The sequence below is a fragment of the Ruegeria sp. B1 genome (assembly GCF_056535885.1).
In genome coordinates, this window is the sequence record NZ_JBQFJA010000001.1 from 881,671 (window position 1) to 898,500 (window position 16,830).

General features: G+C 54.9%; 11 protein-coding genes and 3 pseudogenes. 4 read left to right on the forward strand and 10 right to left on the reverse strand.

Features of this window, described 5'->3' with window-relative positions; all coding sequences use genetic code 11:
• The first annotated feature begins 61 nt into the window (after nucleotides 1-61).
• The gene (locus ACR3ES_RS04230) at nucleotides 62-451 is read left to right on the forward strand and encodes a DUF983 domain-containing protein (RefSeq protein ID WP_170437533.1); all 390 of its coding nucleotides are present in this window, start codon (nucleotides 62-64) and stop codon (nucleotides 449-451) included.
• Nucleotides 452-1,071: 620 nt separating this feature from the next.
• On the opposite strand, the gene ACR3ES_RS04235 is transcribed toward ACR3ES_RS04230, so the two are convergent.
• From ACR3ES_RS04235 to ACR3ES_RS04245, 3 genes and pseudogenes are all read right to left on the reverse strand, one after another.
• Nucleotides 1,072-1,794: an RES family NAD+ phosphorylase gene (locus tag ACR3ES_RS04235; RefSeq protein WP_170437535.1), complete on the reverse strand. Its 723-nt coding sequence runs from the start codon at nucleotides 1,792-1,794 to the stop codon at nucleotides 1,072-1,074.
• Nucleotides 1,794-2,204 (reverse strand): MbcA/ParS/Xre antitoxin family protein, encoded by a 411-nt coding sequence (locus ACR3ES_RS04240; RefSeq protein WP_170437536.1) that lies wholly within the window; start codon nucleotides 2,202-2,204, stop codon nucleotides 1,794-1,796. Before ACR3ES_RS04240 ends, ACR3ES_RS04235 begins: the two co-directional genes overlap by 1 nt.
• Before the next feature lie 154 nt (nucleotides 2,205-2,358).
• Nucleotides 2,359-3,016 (reverse strand): annotated as a pseudogene (locus tag ACR3ES_RS04245) (TraM recognition domain-containing protein); the annotation flags it as partial.
• Between the two features lie 147 nt (nucleotides 3,017-3,163).
• Between ACR3ES_RS04245 and ACR3ES_RS04250 the strand changes: the two are divergent.
• Nucleotides 3,164-4,281: pseudogene (locus ACR3ES_RS04250) on the forward strand (IS3 family transposase).
• Nucleotides 4,282-4,928: 647 nt separating this feature from the next.
• Nucleotides 4,929-5,912: pseudogene (locus ACR3ES_RS04255) on the forward strand (transposase); the annotation flags it as partial.
• A gap of 77 nt (nucleotides 5,913-5,989) precedes the next feature.
• Here the strand turns inward: ACR3ES_RS04255 and ACR3ES_RS04260 are convergent.
• Nucleotides 5,990-7,341, reverse strand: a protein-coding gene (locus tag ACR3ES_RS04260; RefSeq protein ID WP_480424882.1) for an IS3 family transposase whose coding sequence is annotated in 2 segments (ribosomal slippage) — nucleotides 5,990-7,005 and nucleotides 7,005-7,341 — 1,353 coding nt in all. Because the reading frame shifts where the segments join, the coding sequence is not laid out codon by codon here.
• Between the two features lie 74 nt (nucleotides 7,342-7,415).
• Here ACR3ES_RS04260 and ACR3ES_RS04265 point away from each other — a divergent pair.
• Nucleotides 7,416-8,414 carry an IS110 family RNA-guided transposase gene (locus tag ACR3ES_RS04265; RefSeq protein ID WP_170438367.1) on the forward strand — a complete coding sequence of 333 codons (999 nt, stop codon included), beginning with the start codon at nucleotides 7,416-7,418 and terminating at the stop codon, nucleotides 8,412-8,414.
• Between the two features lie 386 nt (nucleotides 8,415-8,800).
• Here ACR3ES_RS04265 and ACR3ES_RS04270 read toward each other — a convergent pair whose 3' ends face one another.
• The 6 genes from ACR3ES_RS04270 to ACR3ES_RS04295 form a co-directional block, all read right to left on the reverse strand.
• Nucleotides 8,801-9,454 carry a DUF2848 domain-containing protein gene (locus ACR3ES_RS04270; protein ID WP_480424883.1) on the reverse strand — a complete coding sequence of 218 codons (654 nt, stop codon included), beginning with the start codon at nucleotides 9,452-9,454 and terminating at the stop codon, nucleotides 8,801-8,803.
• On the reverse strand, nucleotides 9,451-13,029 hold the full coding sequence (locus ACR3ES_RS04275; protein WP_480424884.1) for a hydantoinase B/oxoprolinase family protein: 3,579 nt from the start codon (nucleotides 13,027-13,029) through the stop codon (nucleotides 9,451-9,453). Before ACR3ES_RS04275 ends, ACR3ES_RS04270 begins: the two co-directional genes overlap by 4 nt.
• Nucleotides 13,030-13,097: 68 nt before the next feature.
• Nucleotides 13,098-14,381, reverse strand: coding sequence for a TRAP transporter large permease (locus ACR3ES_RS04280; RefSeq protein WP_480424885.1), 1,284 nt, complete (start codon nucleotides 14,379-14,381; stop codon nucleotides 13,098-13,100).
• Nucleotides 14,378-14,926 (reverse strand): TRAP transporter small permease subunit, encoded by a 549-nt coding sequence (locus tag ACR3ES_RS04285; RefSeq protein ID WP_480424886.1) that lies wholly within the window; start codon nucleotides 14,924-14,926, stop codon nucleotides 14,378-14,380. The genes ACR3ES_RS04280 and ACR3ES_RS04285 overlap by 4 nt, the downstream gene beginning before the upstream one ends.
• Nucleotides 14,927-14,955: 29 nt before the next feature.
• Nucleotides 14,956-15,981, reverse strand: a complete 1,026-nt coding sequence (locus ACR3ES_RS04290; protein WP_480424888.1) for a TRAP transporter substrate-binding protein — start codon at nucleotides 15,979-15,981, stop codon at nucleotides 14,956-14,958.
• The gene (locus tag ACR3ES_RS04295; RefSeq protein WP_480424890.1) at nucleotides 15,978-16,823 is read right to left on the reverse strand and encodes a putative hydro-lyase; all 846 of its coding nucleotides are present in this window, start codon (nucleotides 16,821-16,823) and stop codon (nucleotides 15,978-15,980) included. Before ACR3ES_RS04295 ends, ACR3ES_RS04290 begins: the two co-directional genes overlap by 4 nt.
• Between the last annotated feature and the right edge of the window lie 7 nt (nucleotides 16,824-16,830).

A 16,830-nucleotide genomic window follows, 5' to 3' on the forward strand; every position in this document is an offset into this window, starting at 1 on the left:
GCTAATGATTGCATTTTGTCTGAAGATGAACTATCTGAAGCACGACCGAAGGAGATCAAAGATGTCCGACCTTGCAATTGACACCCACGCCGACAGTGAAGAGCGCCCCATCAAACCCGCAATCATGAACGGGATGCGCCTCAAGTGCCCCAGATGCGGGGAAGGCAAACTGCTGCATAGCTACATCAAAGTGAACGATGAGTGTTCGAATTGCGGTTTAGATCTGAGCCATCAGCGGGCTGATGATGGTCCGGCTTATCTTACGATCCTGATCGTTGGCCACCTAATGGGGTTCGCGTTGCACATCGCCTGGGTGACATGGAGGCCAGAACCCTGGGTCTTGGCTTTGAGCATGTCGGTCATCGCAGTAATCGGTGCCTTGGCACTGCTGCCGGTCATGAAGGGCCTGATTGTTGGATACCAATGGGCCAAAAGAATGCACGGGTTCTAGGGATCTAAATGCCGGCAAGCTCTTCAATCCAACATGTAAAGAAATGGCCGTTTTGTTGGGGTCGTCTGTTTACCAGATTTTGATTCAAGCTAACTATATGCTGGCAAATTCCCTTTCCGATACCCTTGCAACCTTTGACACTTTGGGCTGCGAACAGTCCTTGGTTGCTCGATCTTCGATGACAGCTTTGTCCGCGGCGGCGCCTTTTACAAAGTAGGGCTGAACGTCCGCTTGGCGCAGTTCGCGGCTTGCTGCACAAGCAAAACCTCAAGTGGTCGTGAAAGGCTGGTAAGGGCTCAAACTGCTATCTTTGGCGCGACGGCTTCATTGTGTTTTTTCCGACGCACAGTCGATTGGGGTTCAGTGCGAATTTGGGCTGATCTAGCGCTCTACCACCCGTTCCACTTCACTATCAATTTTTACAATCGGACCAGCAAGTACGCTGTCACTCAGCTTGTCGAAAAGGCCAATCGCAAGACAGCCTGGGAGTTCCTTGAACATCTGCTCGAAGCCGTCCCCTATCACATCCACACGATCCTACGGTCGATCGCTAGCCTTGTGTTCGACTTCGATCGGTCGATAAACCGACCCTATTTGTCGCTATGTCCTTGGTAACAGGATCAATCGAACCTCTCCTCAATGACGTTAAACACGTCACCGGTACTCAGGTTTTTGACCTGGCTCACAGTCTTGCCGTCCCAGAAGTAGGAAAAGTGTTGTCCCTGGTTGGGTATCCCGGCAATGTCGGGCCAGAAGAGTGCGATGGCGAGGCCATCCGGGTATCGGACACTCCTGAACACTAGACCGTTGGAACCCTTGTCGCGAAGCTTCGCCCCGAGGGCCTGCGAGGCGGTATAGTCGGTCCTGTCGTAGATCGGATCCGTCAGTGCGGTCTCTCTGAGATCATGCAAATCCGCGTCCAATGAACCGACCAGTTCTCGAAAATCAGAAACCCAGCCAGGATCCTCTGCGGTCGCAGCCATGAAGGATCCATGATGATGAATGGTTTCAAACAGCGCGACTTCAATAGAATTGCCCGCATAGTAGATGCCATAGGAACCATCGGTGAAACGGCTTGGGCGGTCTGTCGATGTGTGGACAAAAGGAGCCATGGCCCACGAAGCCCCCTCCCCTGCCACGCGTCGATTTTCCGGCACAAGGTCAAGCATGCCGACGCTTTCTGCGACACGCGGATTTGTTTTTGCTTCTGCAGACAGAATAGCATCCCAATCAGCAGGATCGGCAATGTCCTCAAACAGATCAATGGGAGGGAAACGGGACCGAATAATTCGATGGGTCGTTCGCCAACTTACTCGAACAACTTCTGGATCAACCAAGCTCATCAACCTCGAACGCTATCGAGATAGCGGCGAACACGCATGATGTCGGTGAGCTCGCCACCGAGCATGACATCGAGTGCCGGCATATCGCCAAACGCCTCATTCGGGCGTTTGACCCATCCATAGGCGCGATCTGCATCCGTGAAGATGATCCGGAGCGCTTTGTGAATGCCCATGAGGTTGGACAACCGAGCTTTAAGGTCGCGTGGAACTCGACCGATCATTCCCACTTTCCAGCGTGCCCAGGTGCGAGCTGAAAGTCCGCCAAGTAGAACGGAGGCTTGAGCATCCGTGATGTCCCACTTGCCAAAGAGAGTGACGACGGCTCGGGCCATAGCTTCGCCTTCTGCGTCTGAGATGTAGGGCGCAGAGGGCTGATGGGCTGTCTTCTCAACGAGTTGCAGCTGTGGCATGGCAAACTCCTATGGTTGTCTTATGGCATAATATAAGGTATTTATTGCCATATTGCAAACTTTTACAAATACAGTTGCACTTCGGGTACCAGAGTAATGGCTGACAACGACGAAGCCGGCGGGCAGGGCCGGTACACACCGTCACGGGCTTCTCTTACCGTACGTTCCTGCCCCTACCGAAGCTGGCCCCTTCTTCTCTGGAGGTATTCGAGGATGTCAGGGCCCGCGGCTCTATTCGCGTATTGTCATCGATAACCTGATCAAACACCTCCTTTTCACTCATGACGCGATCCCGCATGTCATTGCGAGTGAAGAATACGGCCTTGCTCCCAAGAATGGGTGGTAGACCTCGCGTCAGGATCAGAGATCCAATTTTCGGAAGCTTGGATAGATCTGACTGAGAAAGCAGCGGCAACTCCTTTACCTGTTCGCTGGCGCCCGCCCCGACTTGACCCGAGAACATATGGTATTTGGCTGATGATTCCGATTTGGACTCTGTTTTGACGGCAATCGTATCTTTTCCCAGCACGTTCACGATCTCATTCGACCGAGCGCTACTCTGAACAGCGCCAAAAATGCGCGTTTCTGCAGAGTCCTCCCAGGCGTGAGCCCCCTCCCCAGATATCGGTGAATTGACCCCAACTTTGGTAGAACAGCATCAAGTGTAATCCGATATCGCGGCCTTCGTCGCGGACTGTCTTCAGCTGTTCGAGATTGCCAAGCCCCTTGGCTTCGTCGAGAATAAACAAGCGCCGACAAGATGGGTTGCCCTGTTGTTCAGTGAGTTGTGCAGCCATGAGGAGTGATCCCGTCAGTAACTGTAGCGGCTTGAGATCATAATCCGTTGGGCGCGAGATCATCGCTGTTTCTGGCTCAGATTATTTGAGACTATAATTCGATTTGGTGTCTTGGCCCCCTAAAACTGTGCCACAGTTGGCTTAGTTTTGGAGACGGGATTGATGGCGCGGAAACGGTATTCGGACGAAGATATTCTGCGGCTTTTGCGCGAGATTGAGCTGGGCCTGGCATCTGGTTCGGATGTCGCGACGGCGTGCAGAACGGCTGGTGTCAGTGATGCGACCTATTACACATGGCGCAAGCGGTTTGGTGGGATGGGACGATCTGAGATGGCCAATCTGAAGGCGCTGCAGAAAGAGAATGATCGGCTCAAGAAAATCGTGGCTGAGCTTGAACTGGACAAACTCATTCTCAAGGAGAGCCTTGATTATCTAAAGCCAAAGGCCTGACGGCAGACCAGCTTCGTCAGGCCGTGGTCCACACCCGACAAAAGCTGGCAACCTCTGAACGGCGCACCTGTCGCGTGATTGGATTGGCGCGGAGCACGCTGCAATACCGCGCAGCGCCAAAGGATGATGAGGCGTTACGTCTGGCGATGATCCGATTGGCCAAACGGTATGGGCGCTACGGCTACCGCAAGGTCGCCGAGCTGCTGCGTGTCGAAGGCTGGGCAGTCAATCATAAAAAGATCGAACGACTATGGCGCGAAGAAGGCTTGCAGCTCCCACAACGGCACAAGAAACGCAAACGGCTGTACCACAAGGACAGCTCGATCATCCGGCTCCGACCGCAACATCCCAATCACATCTGGAGCATTGACTTTGTCCACGACAAGCTGAGCAACGGACAGAGCTACAAGATGCTGACGGTGCTGGATGAGTATACCCGTGAGGCGCTCTGCGTAGCGGTCAAGCCGAAGATGAACAGCGCAGACGTGCTGGATGCGCTCTACCCACTCTTATTGCGGCACGGGAAGCCCGAACACATCCGTTCCGACAACGGCGCGGAGTTCATCGCAACGGCCCTGCAGACCTGGTTAAGAAAGGTGGGCATTAAGCCGATCCAAATCTACCCGGGATCACCTTGGGAGAATGGATACAACGAGCGCTTCAATGGCACTCTGCGCCGGGAAGTCCTCAACGCAGAATGGTTCCACACCACCAAACAGGCTCAGATCGTCATCAATACCTGGCTTAGACAGTACAATCGTGTCAGACCCCATCAGGCTCTAAACATGCGACCGCCCGTTCCAGAAACCTTGCTCAAAACTGGCCCATAGAATTGGGGCTGGACAGGGCATCTCAACAACTGTCATCGAAATTGGCTTTGGACTTTATCGACGGTTCGCCGGTTCGCCGGTTCGCAATAAACTCGAACCTCTTGCATTTTTGAGTTTTTCAACACTATCCGGACTTAGCCGCCGTTCGAGGCGCTGAACTTACTGCGACGAGCAACATAGGTCTGTTCGTATAACCACTCGGTTACCCCAGTACGTTATTTTGGGGGTCGGACAGATATGCAACTCGAACCAGCAAGTCTCCTCCAAACCTATCTCGGGCGTATCCCACGCGAAACCATGGAATTTAAACTCGTGACGTTTCTGTTCTTTCACTTCGACAGGCCAAGATTCTGTTTTTTCGCCATAAGTCACATCAACAAAGTTCTGCCTCGATTGCTTCAATGTTAGTGTGTAGTTACCATTTGGGAACTCAAACTTCCAAGTATGATTTCCAACCTCAACGATGTCGTCATCGTCAAAACGGTGCCAGCTCTTCATGCCGTGATATTGTTGAAGCTCTGTGCAACTAGCAAGCCCAATCAAGTACAAAATATTGAGCACATTGGGCTTATTTCGTTGAAAAACTCCTGCTTGATCGAGACGTCGGTCGCTGATTCAATTCTCCCCGAGGATGGGAGGACTGAGCGATGATGGGGCCGAAGCAGGAAGCGCAGGCGGCGTTGTTCTACGAATTCTCTCTTGAGGATCATGTTCCCCAAGACCACCTGCTGCGCTCGATTGATCGCTTTGTCGATCTGGATGGCATCCGCGCCTATCTGGCAGACTTCTACAGCCACACCGGTCGACCATCCATCGATCCGGAACTGCTGATCCGTATGCTGCTTGTGGGGTATTGCTTCGGCATCCGATCCGAACGGCGGCTTTGTGAAGAGGTGCATTTGAACCTGGCCTATCGCTGGTTCTGTCGTCTCGATCTGACTGACCGCGTGCCTGACCATTCGACGTTCTCCAAAAACCGGCATGGCCGGTTCCGTGAGAGTGAGCTGCTGCGTCATCTGTTCGAGGCCACTGTTGCGCGTTGCATCGCAGAAGGTTTGGTCAGCGGCCAGCGCCTGGCAATTGATGCCAGTCTGATCGAGGCGGATGCCAACAAGCGGAATTCGACACCCAAAGAAGAATGGTGCGCCTCCGACATCGACCCGACCGATGCCCCTCGCGCCGTTCGCGAGTATCTCAATACATTAGATGAAGCTGCGTTCGGTGCCGCCAGCGAGGTGCAACCAAAGTTCACCTCTCATTCTGATCCTGCCAGCCAATGGACGGCGGCCCGTAAGGGTCCAGCATTCTTTAGCTATTCCGACAACTATCTGATCGACACGGACCATGGCGTCATCGTCGATGTGGAAGCCACACGGTCCATCCGACAAGCTGAGGTCAGATCAACCAAAACCATGCTGGACCGGGTAGAGGACAAGTTCGATCTGCATCCAGAACGGCTGATCGCCGACACCGCTTACGGCACCGGGCCACTTCTTGGATGGCTGGTCGACCGCAAGATCGCGCCACACATTCCTGTCTTTGATAAATCCGGGCGCAACGATGGAACCTGGACCCGTGCAGACTTCGAATGGGACGCCGGGAACGATCAGTACATCTGTCCCGAAGGTCATGCGTGTCCGTTGTCAGGGGTTTTGGGACAGATGGCCGCCTGAGCTAAGAGAGGATCTGGCTCATCTGGTTGTTGTGATTATGCGGCGGATTTGCGGTGAAGCAAGCGCCGGGTTTCGATGGTCTTTCGTTTGATCCTTTCTCGTTGTTTTAGAATGGTCTGCCCGCGTCCGAAGTAGACATCGGCGGGCGTGAGGTTTTGTAAGCTTTCGTGGTAGCGCCGGTGATTGTAGTGATCGACGAAAGCATCGATCTGCTGCTGAAGGTCACCGGGCAGATAGTAGTTTTCCAATAAGATGCGGTTCTTGAGAGTCTGGTGCCAGCGCTCGATCTTTCCCTGAGTTTGCGGATGGTATGGCGCCCCTCGAACATGATCCATTTTCTGATCTGTCAGCCATTCGGCAAGCTCACCAGAGATGTAGCTGGACCCGTTGTCGCTGAGCAGGCGTGGTTTGTGCAGCACCGTTGCCTGATCACAGCCTGAGGCGTGCAAAGCGAGGTCCAGTGTGTCGGTCACATCCTTGGTCTTCATCGTCGTGCAAAGCTTCCAGGCGATGATGTATCGGCTGTAATCGTCCAGGATCGTGCTGAGATAGAACCAGCCCCAGCCGATCACCTTCAGATAGGTAAAGTCGGTCTGCCAGAGCTGGTTCGGTCGTGTGGTCTTGTCCTGGAACTCGTCTGCGGCCGACAAAACCATATAAGCCGGGCTGGTGATCAGATCGTAAGACTTGAGGATGCGATAGACCGAAGCCTCTGACACAAAGTACTTTTCTGTGTCGGTGAAGCGAACAGCTAACTCACGCGGGGAAAGCTCACTTTCCTTCAGTGCCAGGTCCTTGATCTTCTCACGCATTGGCTGCGGAATGCGGTTCCAGACCCGTGAGGGCTTGGGACTACGATCCTCAAGCGCCTCAGGACCACCCGACAGATACCGGTCGTACCAGCGATAGAAGGTGGTCTTCGGAATGCCCAGCTTCTCCAAAGTGCGCTTGGTCGGCAGATGCGATTGCTCAACCAAGCGGATGACTTCCAGTTTTTCGGATGCGGGATATCTCATTCGTCGTCGTCCCCATCCGCGATCATGCTTTTTTTGAGCAACCGCAGTTCAAGAGCCTGTTCGGCAACCACCTCCTTCAGGTCACGGGCTTCCCGTCTCAGATCCTTCACTTCGGTGGAAGTTGCCGCGCGGGCCGTGTCGCCTGCCAGACGTTTCTTGCCGGCTTCCAGGAATTCCTTGGACCAGCTGTAATAAAGGCTCTGCGCGATGCTCTCACGACGGCACAGCTCTGCGATGCTGTCCTCGCCTTTTAGGCCGTCCAGCACGATCCTGATCTTCTCTTCTGCGGAGTACTGTTTGCGGGTCGCACGGCGAATGTTCTTTACGACCTTCTCACCGTGGCTCTGCTTGGTTCCGGGTTTCTGTCTCATCTTATGGAATGGACGCCCCTTGCACCGATGCCGATAGTTTTCGGCAGACGTATCAAGCAGAAGGAGTTCACAGAATGCAGTTACTTGCGATTGATTTAGGCAAACAGTCGTTTCACATCCACGGAATCACCAATGAGGGCGAGGTAATCTCGAAGAAGGTGACCAGATCAAAACTCGCCGCTGCCGTTCAGGAGTATTCCCCGGAAACAGTCGCCATGGAGGCTTGTGCCAGCGCTCATCACTGGGGCAGACAGTTTGAGGCGCAAGGCTATGCCGTGCGCCTCGTTCATCCGCGGTTCGTAATGCCGTTTGTCAAAGGCTCCAAGAACGACGCTGTTGATGCCGAGGCGATCTATGAGGCCGCACTGCGCCCGACTATGCGATTTGTCCCAGTGAAGACGACGGAGCAACAGGATTTGCAGATGCTGCATCGAACACGTGATCGTCTCATCACACAACGGACCGGATTGATTAATCACATTCGGGGCCTTCTGGGGGAGTATGGCGTTGTCATTCCAGTCGGTGCCTTTCGGTTCCGAAAGGATATCAGAAACGCCGTCGCTGAGGCCAAGTTGTCAGCGCTGGCAACGGAAAACTTCAACGCACTTATCGCCGAATTCGAAGCGTTGGACAAACACGTCGCTGAGCTCGACCGTAAGCTAATCGCGATCTGCCGGACCGATGAGCGGTGCAAACGTCTTGCAACCCTCCCCGGCGTCGGGCCTGTGATCGCCACCGCCTTGATCGCTGCCGTTGATGACGGTCGACACTTTTCGTCTGGCCGGGCACTCGCGGCATGGATAGGCTTGGTTCCCAGACAATATACGACGGGCGGCAAGCCCCGGCTTGGTGGCATAGGCAAACGAGGCAACCAATACCTGCGGCGCCAGCTCATCCACGGCGCCCGGTCCGTCCTGATCAGGATCGCCAATCGTGATGATCAACGCGCGAGATGGGCGCAGGGCTTGCTGGCACGCGCAGGTCACAACAAAACGCTCGTGGCTATCGCCAACAAGACAGCACGCATTGCCTGGGCGATTTTGCGGAGCGGAGAAGGCTACAAAGCGGCGTAGCGGGCAGCCCGGAAAGTACTGGCGCTCTAAGAATGCGAGGTGACGAGACGATGGTGTAACGGCAGGGGCCGCAATTCACAGCCTGTAAGGAGTGGTGGCCAGGAAAGGCCGGTCATCTTGGAAGGCACTGAAACCAGCGGATCCCATCGAGGCCAGGAGCAAAGATGCTTCAATCAAAGGCCGGATAGATTCACGCATCCAATGCCGTCAACATCATCACAAAAAACACCTTGCGCAGGGGGCGTCCATAGATCCACTCCTTGGCGGTTACGATGAGCCAGAAACCCTCTCTTATCAAATCGACCTAAACTGTCCCATTCGCGCTGACGTCAGACATCAGAACCACTTACTAGGCATTGAAAATGCAGTTCCTCGTACTGCTTCTTCTAAAGGACTATGGGCAGCGAACGGATCGAATATTCCAATGTGAGCCGCCGGTTTCGCTTCGGGTCTTCCAGTTCCATTCTGTAGCATTGAGAAGCCCGGACACCGCCGATTGCGCCAAGAGTCCCACAGAGCATCGCTGAGTTGTCGCCCATGCCAGATCCGCTAATCAGTTTTTGCAGCGGTAAGATGTTCGAGAGAGTGCCTTTTTGATAGCTGACCCAGCTTCCATCCTCTTTGATTGAGCAGCGCAGCATTAAGGTGTCCAAGTCTGCTTCAACGTCGCACAATCGCCAAACGTCCTTGGAGGCGGGCTTCGCGCAAATCTGCTTTGAAGCTGCGACTGAATGTGTTTCCAACCTGCGATCAGTGTGATCAGATGCCAATCCGAGCCACAAGGCACCAGCACTTTGTATGATGAGTGGCTCAACCTCGCCCGATGTCTCGGTACCAAGCACTTCGATAATTTCCGAATGAACGAGAAGACTGCTGGAAACTCGGTAGTAGAGCGGCACCTCGCTAGGGGGTGCCACGCCAATTTCGGCAAGCTCGTTGATATGATGCTGCACCGCATCGGCATTTCGACCAGTCCAGCCGGCGATGTAAAGGTGCTCGACGGCAAGGTCTATTTCAGAGCCTGAATGATGAAACTTCATAGGTCTGGGTTCCCAAAACCACCGCCGCCGGGCGTTTTCATGATGAAGGTGTCACCCGGTGCCAATTCCGCTTGGTCGTTACCCTCAAGGATTTCAATAACACCGTTTGCCCGCTGAACAGAGTTTTCTCCCGTGGCTCCTGGGCCTCCATCTTGAGTGCCTTGCGGCGGCACTTTCCGGCGCGAACTCAGGGTCGTCACTGTCATCGCTTCGTTGAATTTCAGCCTCCGGACAATCCCGTTGCCACCCACGAACCGCCCGAGGCCACCAGAGCCCTGGCGAATGGAAAATTCATCGACCTGAACTGGGAAACGCGTTTCCAAAACTTCAGGATCGGTCATCCTCGTGTTCGTCATATGACTATGTACCGCGCTGGTACCATGAAAGCCGTCTCCGGCTCCTGTTCCTCCACAGATCGTCTCGTAGTTCTGGTAGATGTCGTTGCCATAGACGAAATTGTTCATGGTGCCTTGACTGCCCGCAATGACTCCAAGCGCGCCATAGAGTGTATCCGCGATGGATTGGCTCACTTCTGTGTTTCCGGAGATCACAGCCGCTGGGGCCGTTGGATTGATCATAGACCCTTCCGGCACGATCAACATTAGCGGTTTGAGACACCCTTCATTCATTGGGATATCGCGGCCGACAAGCGTCCGAAACACATAGAGCACAACAGCCCGGCAGATCGCCATTGGCGCGTTGTAATTGAGTGGGCTTTGAGCAGAGGTGCCGGTAAAGTCGATTGTTGCAGACCGGTTCGCCCGATCAACGCGAATCTCGACCTCGATCTTGGCGCCGCTGTCCATCGGATAGCTAAACTTGCCATCTTTCAGGACATCCAGAACACGGCGAACGCTTTCTTCAGCGTTGTCCTGAACATGACCCATATAGGCATGAACCGCCTCAATCCCAAACTGTCGCGAGATCTTCTGTAACTCAGCAACACCGGTGGCGTTCGCTGCAATCTGCGCCGCAAGATCGGCCATGTTCTGATCAACGTTCCGACACGGATATGTGCCAGAGGCCAATAGCGCGCGTGTTTCTCGACCCCGCAGTTGCCCCTGTTCCACCAGAAGAAAGTTGTCGATCACGACGCCTTCTTCTTCAATTGTACGGCTGTCGGGTGGCGCCGAACCGGGTGTTTTTCCCCCAATATCCGCGTGATGCCCACGCGACGCGACAGTGTAGAGGATGTCTCGACCATCTTCATCAAAAACGGGTGTGATCACCGTGACGTCGGGCAGATGGGTTCCACCATTGTACGGGTTGTTCATCATAAACACGTCGCCGGGTCGGATTTTGCCCGCGTTCTCGCGCAAAACGGTCCGCACGCTTTCCGACATGGACCCCAAATGCACCGGCACATGCGGCGCGTTGGCGACCAAATCGCCGTTTTGATCGAAGATGGCACAGGAGAAATCCAGACGCTCTTTGATGTTCACAGAATAAGCCGTATTGGCCAGCGTCGCCCCCATCTGCTCGGCAATGGACATAAAGAGGTTGTTGAACACTTCGAGCATTACCGGATCAACCGAGGTACCTATCGCTTCGGCACGCTCAATCGGCACAGCCCGTTCCAGGATCAGGTTGCCCCCCTTGGTACAAGTGGCGCGCCAACCCGGTTCAACCACGTTGGTGCCCGTGGGTTCGGTCAGAATGGCGGGTCCTTCAATGGATTGACCCAGTGCCAGGCTCGCGCGGTTCACCAAGGGGACATCCTGCCATTTACCATCAAAGCAGACAGAGACCGCCGTCTTGTCCAGTTTGGTGTCTTGTGGATCAGGCAGGCTCACCTGTTCGCCGGTCTGGCCGATGGCTTCGACGATCAGAACGTCAATGATCAAATCGCTGGTATCTGGCGCGAAGCCAAAGCGCTGCTGATGCGCTGCAACGAAATCCGCTTCCATGTCCGATGACGCGCCAAAGGCCACTTCTAGGCTTTGCTGCGCATCACGAGGGCGGATTTGCACGCGTTTAGAGATTGTAATGTCGACTGGGTCGATCCCCTGATCTTTCACCTCGTTTCCCGCGATTTGCGCCATGTCATCAAGAGCGTCGTTCGCGCCGGTATCTGTGAGGGGCCGCTCAAACTGCTGTTCGCGCATCGCCCGTACATCTGCCAGCCCCATGCCAAAGGCAGACAGAACGCCAGCAAAGGGATGTATAAAGATGCTTTCCATGCCCAAGGCGTCGGCCACAAGACAGGCGTGCTGACCACCCGCGCCGCCAAAGCAGTTCATTGTGTATTTGGTCACGTCATAGCCGCGCTGAACGCTGATCTGCTTGATTGCATTGGCCATGTTCTCAACAGCGATGCGCAGGAACCCTTCGGCAAGCTCTTCCGGCGATTTGCCATCGCCAATCTCTGCCGCAAGTTCTTCAAACTTCTGGCGCACCGCATCCCTGTCGAGCGGCTGATCGGCATTCGGGCCAAAGACATGGGGGAAGTGATCCGGGTTCAACTTGCCCAAAAGCACGTTGCAGTCCGTTACAGTCAGTGGACCCCCGCGGCGGTATGCGGCAGGGCCTGGATTTGCACCAGCGCTTTCCGGGCCGACCTGCATCCGACCGTCCCGGTAGGACAGGATTGAGCCCCCACCCGCCGCGACAGTATGGATGGACATCATCGGGGCCCGCATCCGCACGCCTGCAACTTCAGTTTCAAACGAACGCTCAAATTCCCCGGCATAGTGACACACGTCGGTGGATGTGCCGCCCATGTCAAAACCAATCAGCTTTTCAAAGCCCAGCTCAGCTGCAGACCGGACCATACCAACCACCCCTCCGGCGGGGCCGGACAGAATGGCGTCGCGGCCATGAAAGAGCCGCGCATCAGTCAAGCCGCCGTTGGACTGCATAAACATAAGCCGCTCACACCCGCCTGAATGCGCCCCAAGCGCGTCGGCAACCTGACCGACATAGCGGCGCAAAATCGGAGAGAGATAGGCATCGACGACAGCGGTGTCGCCTCGGCCCACGAGCTTAATGAGAGGGCTGACTTCGTGACTGAGGGAAATCTGATCAAACCCGGCCTGCTTGGCCATTTCGCCCAGACGTTGTTCATGCTCAGGAAAACGGTAGCTGTGCATCAGCGCAATGGCGACGGACCGATACCCCTTCCCATAGGCTCGCGACAAAGCTTCGCGCGCGGCAGTGCAATTGAGTGGTGACAGTATGTTGCCTTGCGCGTCCAGTCGCTCCTCGACCTCTACGACATCCTCGTAGAGCAACTCGGGCAGTTGGATGTTGAGATCAAAGAGCTTGGGACGGTTCTGATACCCGATCCGCAGAAGGTCTTTCATGCCTTTGGTGATGAGCAGAACTGTCCGCTCGCCCTTGCGCTCCAAAAGCGCGTTTGTCGCGACTGTCGTGCCCATTTTCACAGCGTCGATCAATCCGCTTGGCACAGGTGCATCTGCTTCGAGATCAAGCAATTCGCGAATACCGTGAACCGCAGCATCTTTGTAGACTTCCGGGTTCTCCGACAAAAGTTTGTGAGTCATTAAGTCGCCGGTTGGGGATTTCGCTACAATGTCTGTGAACGTGCCACCACGATCTACCCAAAATTGCCACATCGGACAGTTCTCCTTCGTTTGCCGCCGTTTGGCCGCAGCATTTAGTTTAATTCGGTTTGGTTTGTTGGTTATTCGAGGGCGGCTGGTAGCCAGAGCGCAATTTGCGGGAACGCGATCAAAGCGAACGCCATTGCCAGCATGGTCAGGCAATATGGCAGAGCCCCCAGCATGACTTCGTTCAGATTGCCTGACTTTCTGGCGCCCTGGACAACGTAGAGGTTCAGCCCAACCGGCGGGGTGATCAATGCCATCTCGATCAGGACAATCATCAAGATACCGAACCAGATCACATCGTAGCCCTGCGCCAGGACCATCGGCACGATGATTGGGATTGTCACGACCATCAGCGACAAGGTTTCGATAAAGAAGCCCAAGACGATGTAGATGAGCACGACCACCATGATAAAGCCGAGAGGTGAGAGGCCCAGGCCTTCAAGGAAAGTAGTCAGCTCGCGGCCAAGCCCGGCAGAGGATAGCGTGAAGTTCAAAAAGGACGCCCCGATTATGATCAGCATGATCATTGACGTGACCTTGATTGTGCCCAACAGGCTTTCGCGTATCATTGTCCAGTTCACACCACCGAAAGCCAGCGCGATCAGCAATGCGCCTGCGACGCCAACGGCCGCGGCCTCAGTTGGTGTGGCCCATCCGCGATAGATCGACCCCACAATAAGAGCAAAAAGGATCAGGATCGGTACAAGGTCAACGAGCGCGCGCGCCATTTGAAGGAACGGGAACACCCGGCGGTTCCCGCCCAATTCAGGGCGGATCGTGCAGAGGATGGCTGTAATCACCAGAAAGGCCAGCGCCAACCCAAGCCCCGGGATAAGACCGGCCAGGAACAGTTGCGGGATCGAGGATTGTGTCAAGAAACCGTAGACGATCAGGTTGATCGACGGCGGGATCATGATGCCAAGCGTACCACCAGCAGCGATAGCACCGGAAAAGAGTTTGGGGTCATAACCCAGTTTTTCCGCTTGAGGCATGGCTACTGTGGCGACAGTTGCTGCGGTCGCAACAGATGATCCCGATGTGGCCGAAAACATCGTGGCAGTCGCGACATTGGCGTGCACCAGACCACCCGGCAGCCAACTGACCCAGCGATCCAGCGCGGCATAGGTGCGGGTCGCAACGCCAGAACGCACCAGGATCTCACCAAGAAGGACAAAGAACGGGATTGCGATCAATGTGGCGGAACTTGATGAAGACCAGACCATGTTGCCCAACGCTCGGCTGAGCGGGAAATTTGAGAAGAACTGGTCGATACCAAAGCCCAGTAGGAAAAGCACGATGCCAACGGGTATCGAAAGGGCGAGCAGTGCCAACAGCCCTGCAGAAACATAGGTGATCATTTCAAGGTATCCTGTTCCGCAAACGCGCCAATAAAGCTTTCTGTTTCGCTTCCACGGCCACGCACGAACAGACTGATTGCTGCGAGCGTGACGAGGCACGCCATGATGGCAAACCAGACCCAACCCGCGAACCAAGGGACTTGCACCCAGGCAAGCGGAGTTGCGAGGGGTGTGTTTGCTCTGCTGCCGTTTTCGACCGCACGTTCCACAACCGGCCAGCATTTGACGGCAATTGTGACCACGACCCCTGACATGATGATCATTGAAAAAACGTCGAAGAGGGCGCGCAAAGTACCTTGCGTGCGGGATCTCAAAAGGTCGATGCGGATATGGCCCAGCTCCAACAAAGCGAAGGCCATACCCCATGAGCTGACAAGTGCCATCGCATAGCCTGCCAACTCTTCAGATCCGCCAAAGGACGCATGGACCTGGCGAAGAGCAATATCTGCAACCACAAAGGCTGCCATTCCCAATAGGCCAAGGCCAACCACAATCGCTATTGTATGATTGATCTTTCGGAGCCTGTTGATCAACGCCAGTTCCATATTGAATGTCCTCTAGTCCAACGCGGTGATTATTCGATGGTCACACCGACAACCTGGCCGACCGACTCATTCCAGCGAGACGCCCAGTCACCACCGGCACGCTCTGCCCAATCTGGAAGCACTTCACCGATCAGAATGCCGCGTGCCTTTTCAAAGTCTGCGTCGGAAATCTCTACAAGCGCCATGTCGCGTGCGTCACCAGCTGTACATTCGCCGTTGCCGGTCAGACAGGCGATGTCGTTGATAAGAGCGTCTTGTGCACTGGCCCAGGCAGGCTCTTCAAACCCAGCTGAAATCTGTTCGCGGATCAGAGCTTGATCGTCCGCGCTCAAGCCATCCCACTTGTCAGCGTTCATGGCTGTCACAACGTGATCCCAGCCGCCCAAGGGAATTGGCAGAAGATGGGTTGAGACTTCCCACCAACCCGCAGAATATCCCGAGCCGGCCCCTGTCACAGCACAGTCCACGACGCCGTTTTGAAGCGCGCCCGGAACCTCAGAGAAAGACACGTTGACGCCTTCGGCACCAAGAGCTTCGAGGAAAAGAGCGGTCATGCGGCCAGAGGCGCGAACTTTCAGACCTTCCAGATCTGAAAAGCTGTTGATCTCGGCGTTGCAGAAAACAACCTGCGGCGGATACGGTGCGATTGCCAAGACCTCCGCATTGAAACGGTCACGGTAGATCTCAGACACCATCGGGCGCGCAGCATCGACCATAGCGCGTGCTTCATCAGCGGTCAGCGCAAGAAGCGGTACATCAAGACCTTCAAGCTCAGGCGCATCGCCAACGGCATAGTCTGCAACCGTCATAGCGACATCATAGACGCCTTGGCCAAGAAGCGGGTAAATCTCTGACAGTCCAAGACCCATCTGGTTGTGTGTCGTCAGCTCAACATTGAAGTCGCCGGCACCGGGCAAAGTCTCGGACCAAAAAGGCGCTTCATACTGTTTGTGCAAAGGCAGGCTCGACCAGCTTCCGACGACCGAAAGGTCTTCAGCGAAAGCGGGTGCCGCAAGAGCCGTGGTTGCGGCCAGCAGGGTCAGCGTACGTTTCATGTGTTCACTCCTTGTTGGGTTGGTTCTTGATAGATTGTTGTCTCTGCATCTTCGGGCACGTCAGTAATCAGCATGTGTCCGGGCGCGTGAGTGATGCAGAGGGGGAGCTTTGCAGCCCGAAGGACGTTTTGCGGCGTCACACCGCAGGCCCAATACACCGGCACTTCGCCGGGTTTGACTTCAACCGGATCTCCGTAGTCGGGTTGGGCTAGGTCAGAAACGCCAATGGATGAAGGATCGCCCACGGCGATTGGGGCGCCATGGGCTTGTGGATACTTCGCGCTGATGGCTTTTGCTTCTTCGATCTGATCTTCGCGCAAAGGCCGCATCGTCACGACCATTTGACCCTCAAAGGGCCCAGCGGGCGCAAGATCGATATTGGTCCGAAACATCGGGACATTCCGTCCCATCTCAATATGACGGACTGGAATATTGGACCGCATGAGTGCGTTTTCAAATGTGAAAGAACAGCCCAGGGCAATGGTTACAAGATCATCTGCCCAGAGATGAGCGATATCGGTGACTTCCTCAGAGAATTCGCCATCTCGGAATACCCTGTATCGCGGCACGTCAGTACGAATGTCGATATCTTGCCCGAGGGTATGCAGCATCGGATCGCCCGTTTCGCTCACACCAACGACCGGGCATGGTTTTGGATTCCTTTGACAGAACCGAAGAAAATCCAGTGCATAAGCTTCAGGGAGAATGGCAAGATTGCATTGCAGCTTTCCTGGAGCGAGACCTGCGGTGTTTTCCGCATGTAAACCCGCCCGAATACGTTGTCGGATGCTTTGACTCGATAGGAGCGATGCGTCGAATTCTTCTGCCTGGTGACTAGACATATTCTCT

Coding starts and splice junctions, on each gene's coding strand:
- ACR3ES_RS04230 (WP_170437533.1), top strand. CDS start 62: ATGTCCGACCTTGCAATTGACACCCACGCCGACAGTGAAGAGCGCCCC.
- ACR3ES_RS04235 (WP_170437535.1), bottom strand. CDS start 1,794: ATGAGCTTGGTTGATCCAGAAGTTGTTCGAGTAAGTTGGCGAACGACC.
- ACR3ES_RS04240 (WP_170437536.1), bottom strand. CDS start 2,204: ATGCCACAGCTGCAACTCGTTGAGAAGACAGCCCATCAGCCCTCTGCG.
- ACR3ES_RS04265 (WP_170438367.1), top strand. CDS start 7,416: ATGCAGTTACTTGCGATTGATTTAGGCAAACAGTCGTTTCACATCCAC.
- ACR3ES_RS04270 (WP_480424883.1), bottom strand. CDS start 9,454: ATGAAGTTTCATCATTCAGGCTCTGAAATAGACCTTGCCGTCGAGCAC.
- ACR3ES_RS04275 (WP_480424884.1), bottom strand. CDS start 13,029: ATGTGGCAATTTTGGGTAGATCGTGGTGGCACGTTCACAGACATTGTA.
- ACR3ES_RS04280 (WP_480424885.1), bottom strand. CDS start 14,381: ATGATCACCTATGTTTCTGCAGGGCTGTTGGCACTGCTCGCCCTTTCG.
- ACR3ES_RS04285 (WP_480424886.1), bottom strand. CDS start 14,926: ATGGAACTGGCGTTGATCAACAGGCTCCGAAAGATCAATCATACAATA.
- ACR3ES_RS04290 (WP_480424888.1), bottom strand. CDS start 15,981: ATGAAACGTACGCTGACCCTGCTGGCCGCAACCACGGCTCTTGCGGCA.
- ACR3ES_RS04295 (WP_480424890.1), bottom strand. CDS start 16,823: ATGTCTAGTCACCAGGCAGAAGAATTCGACGCATCGCTCCTATCGAGT.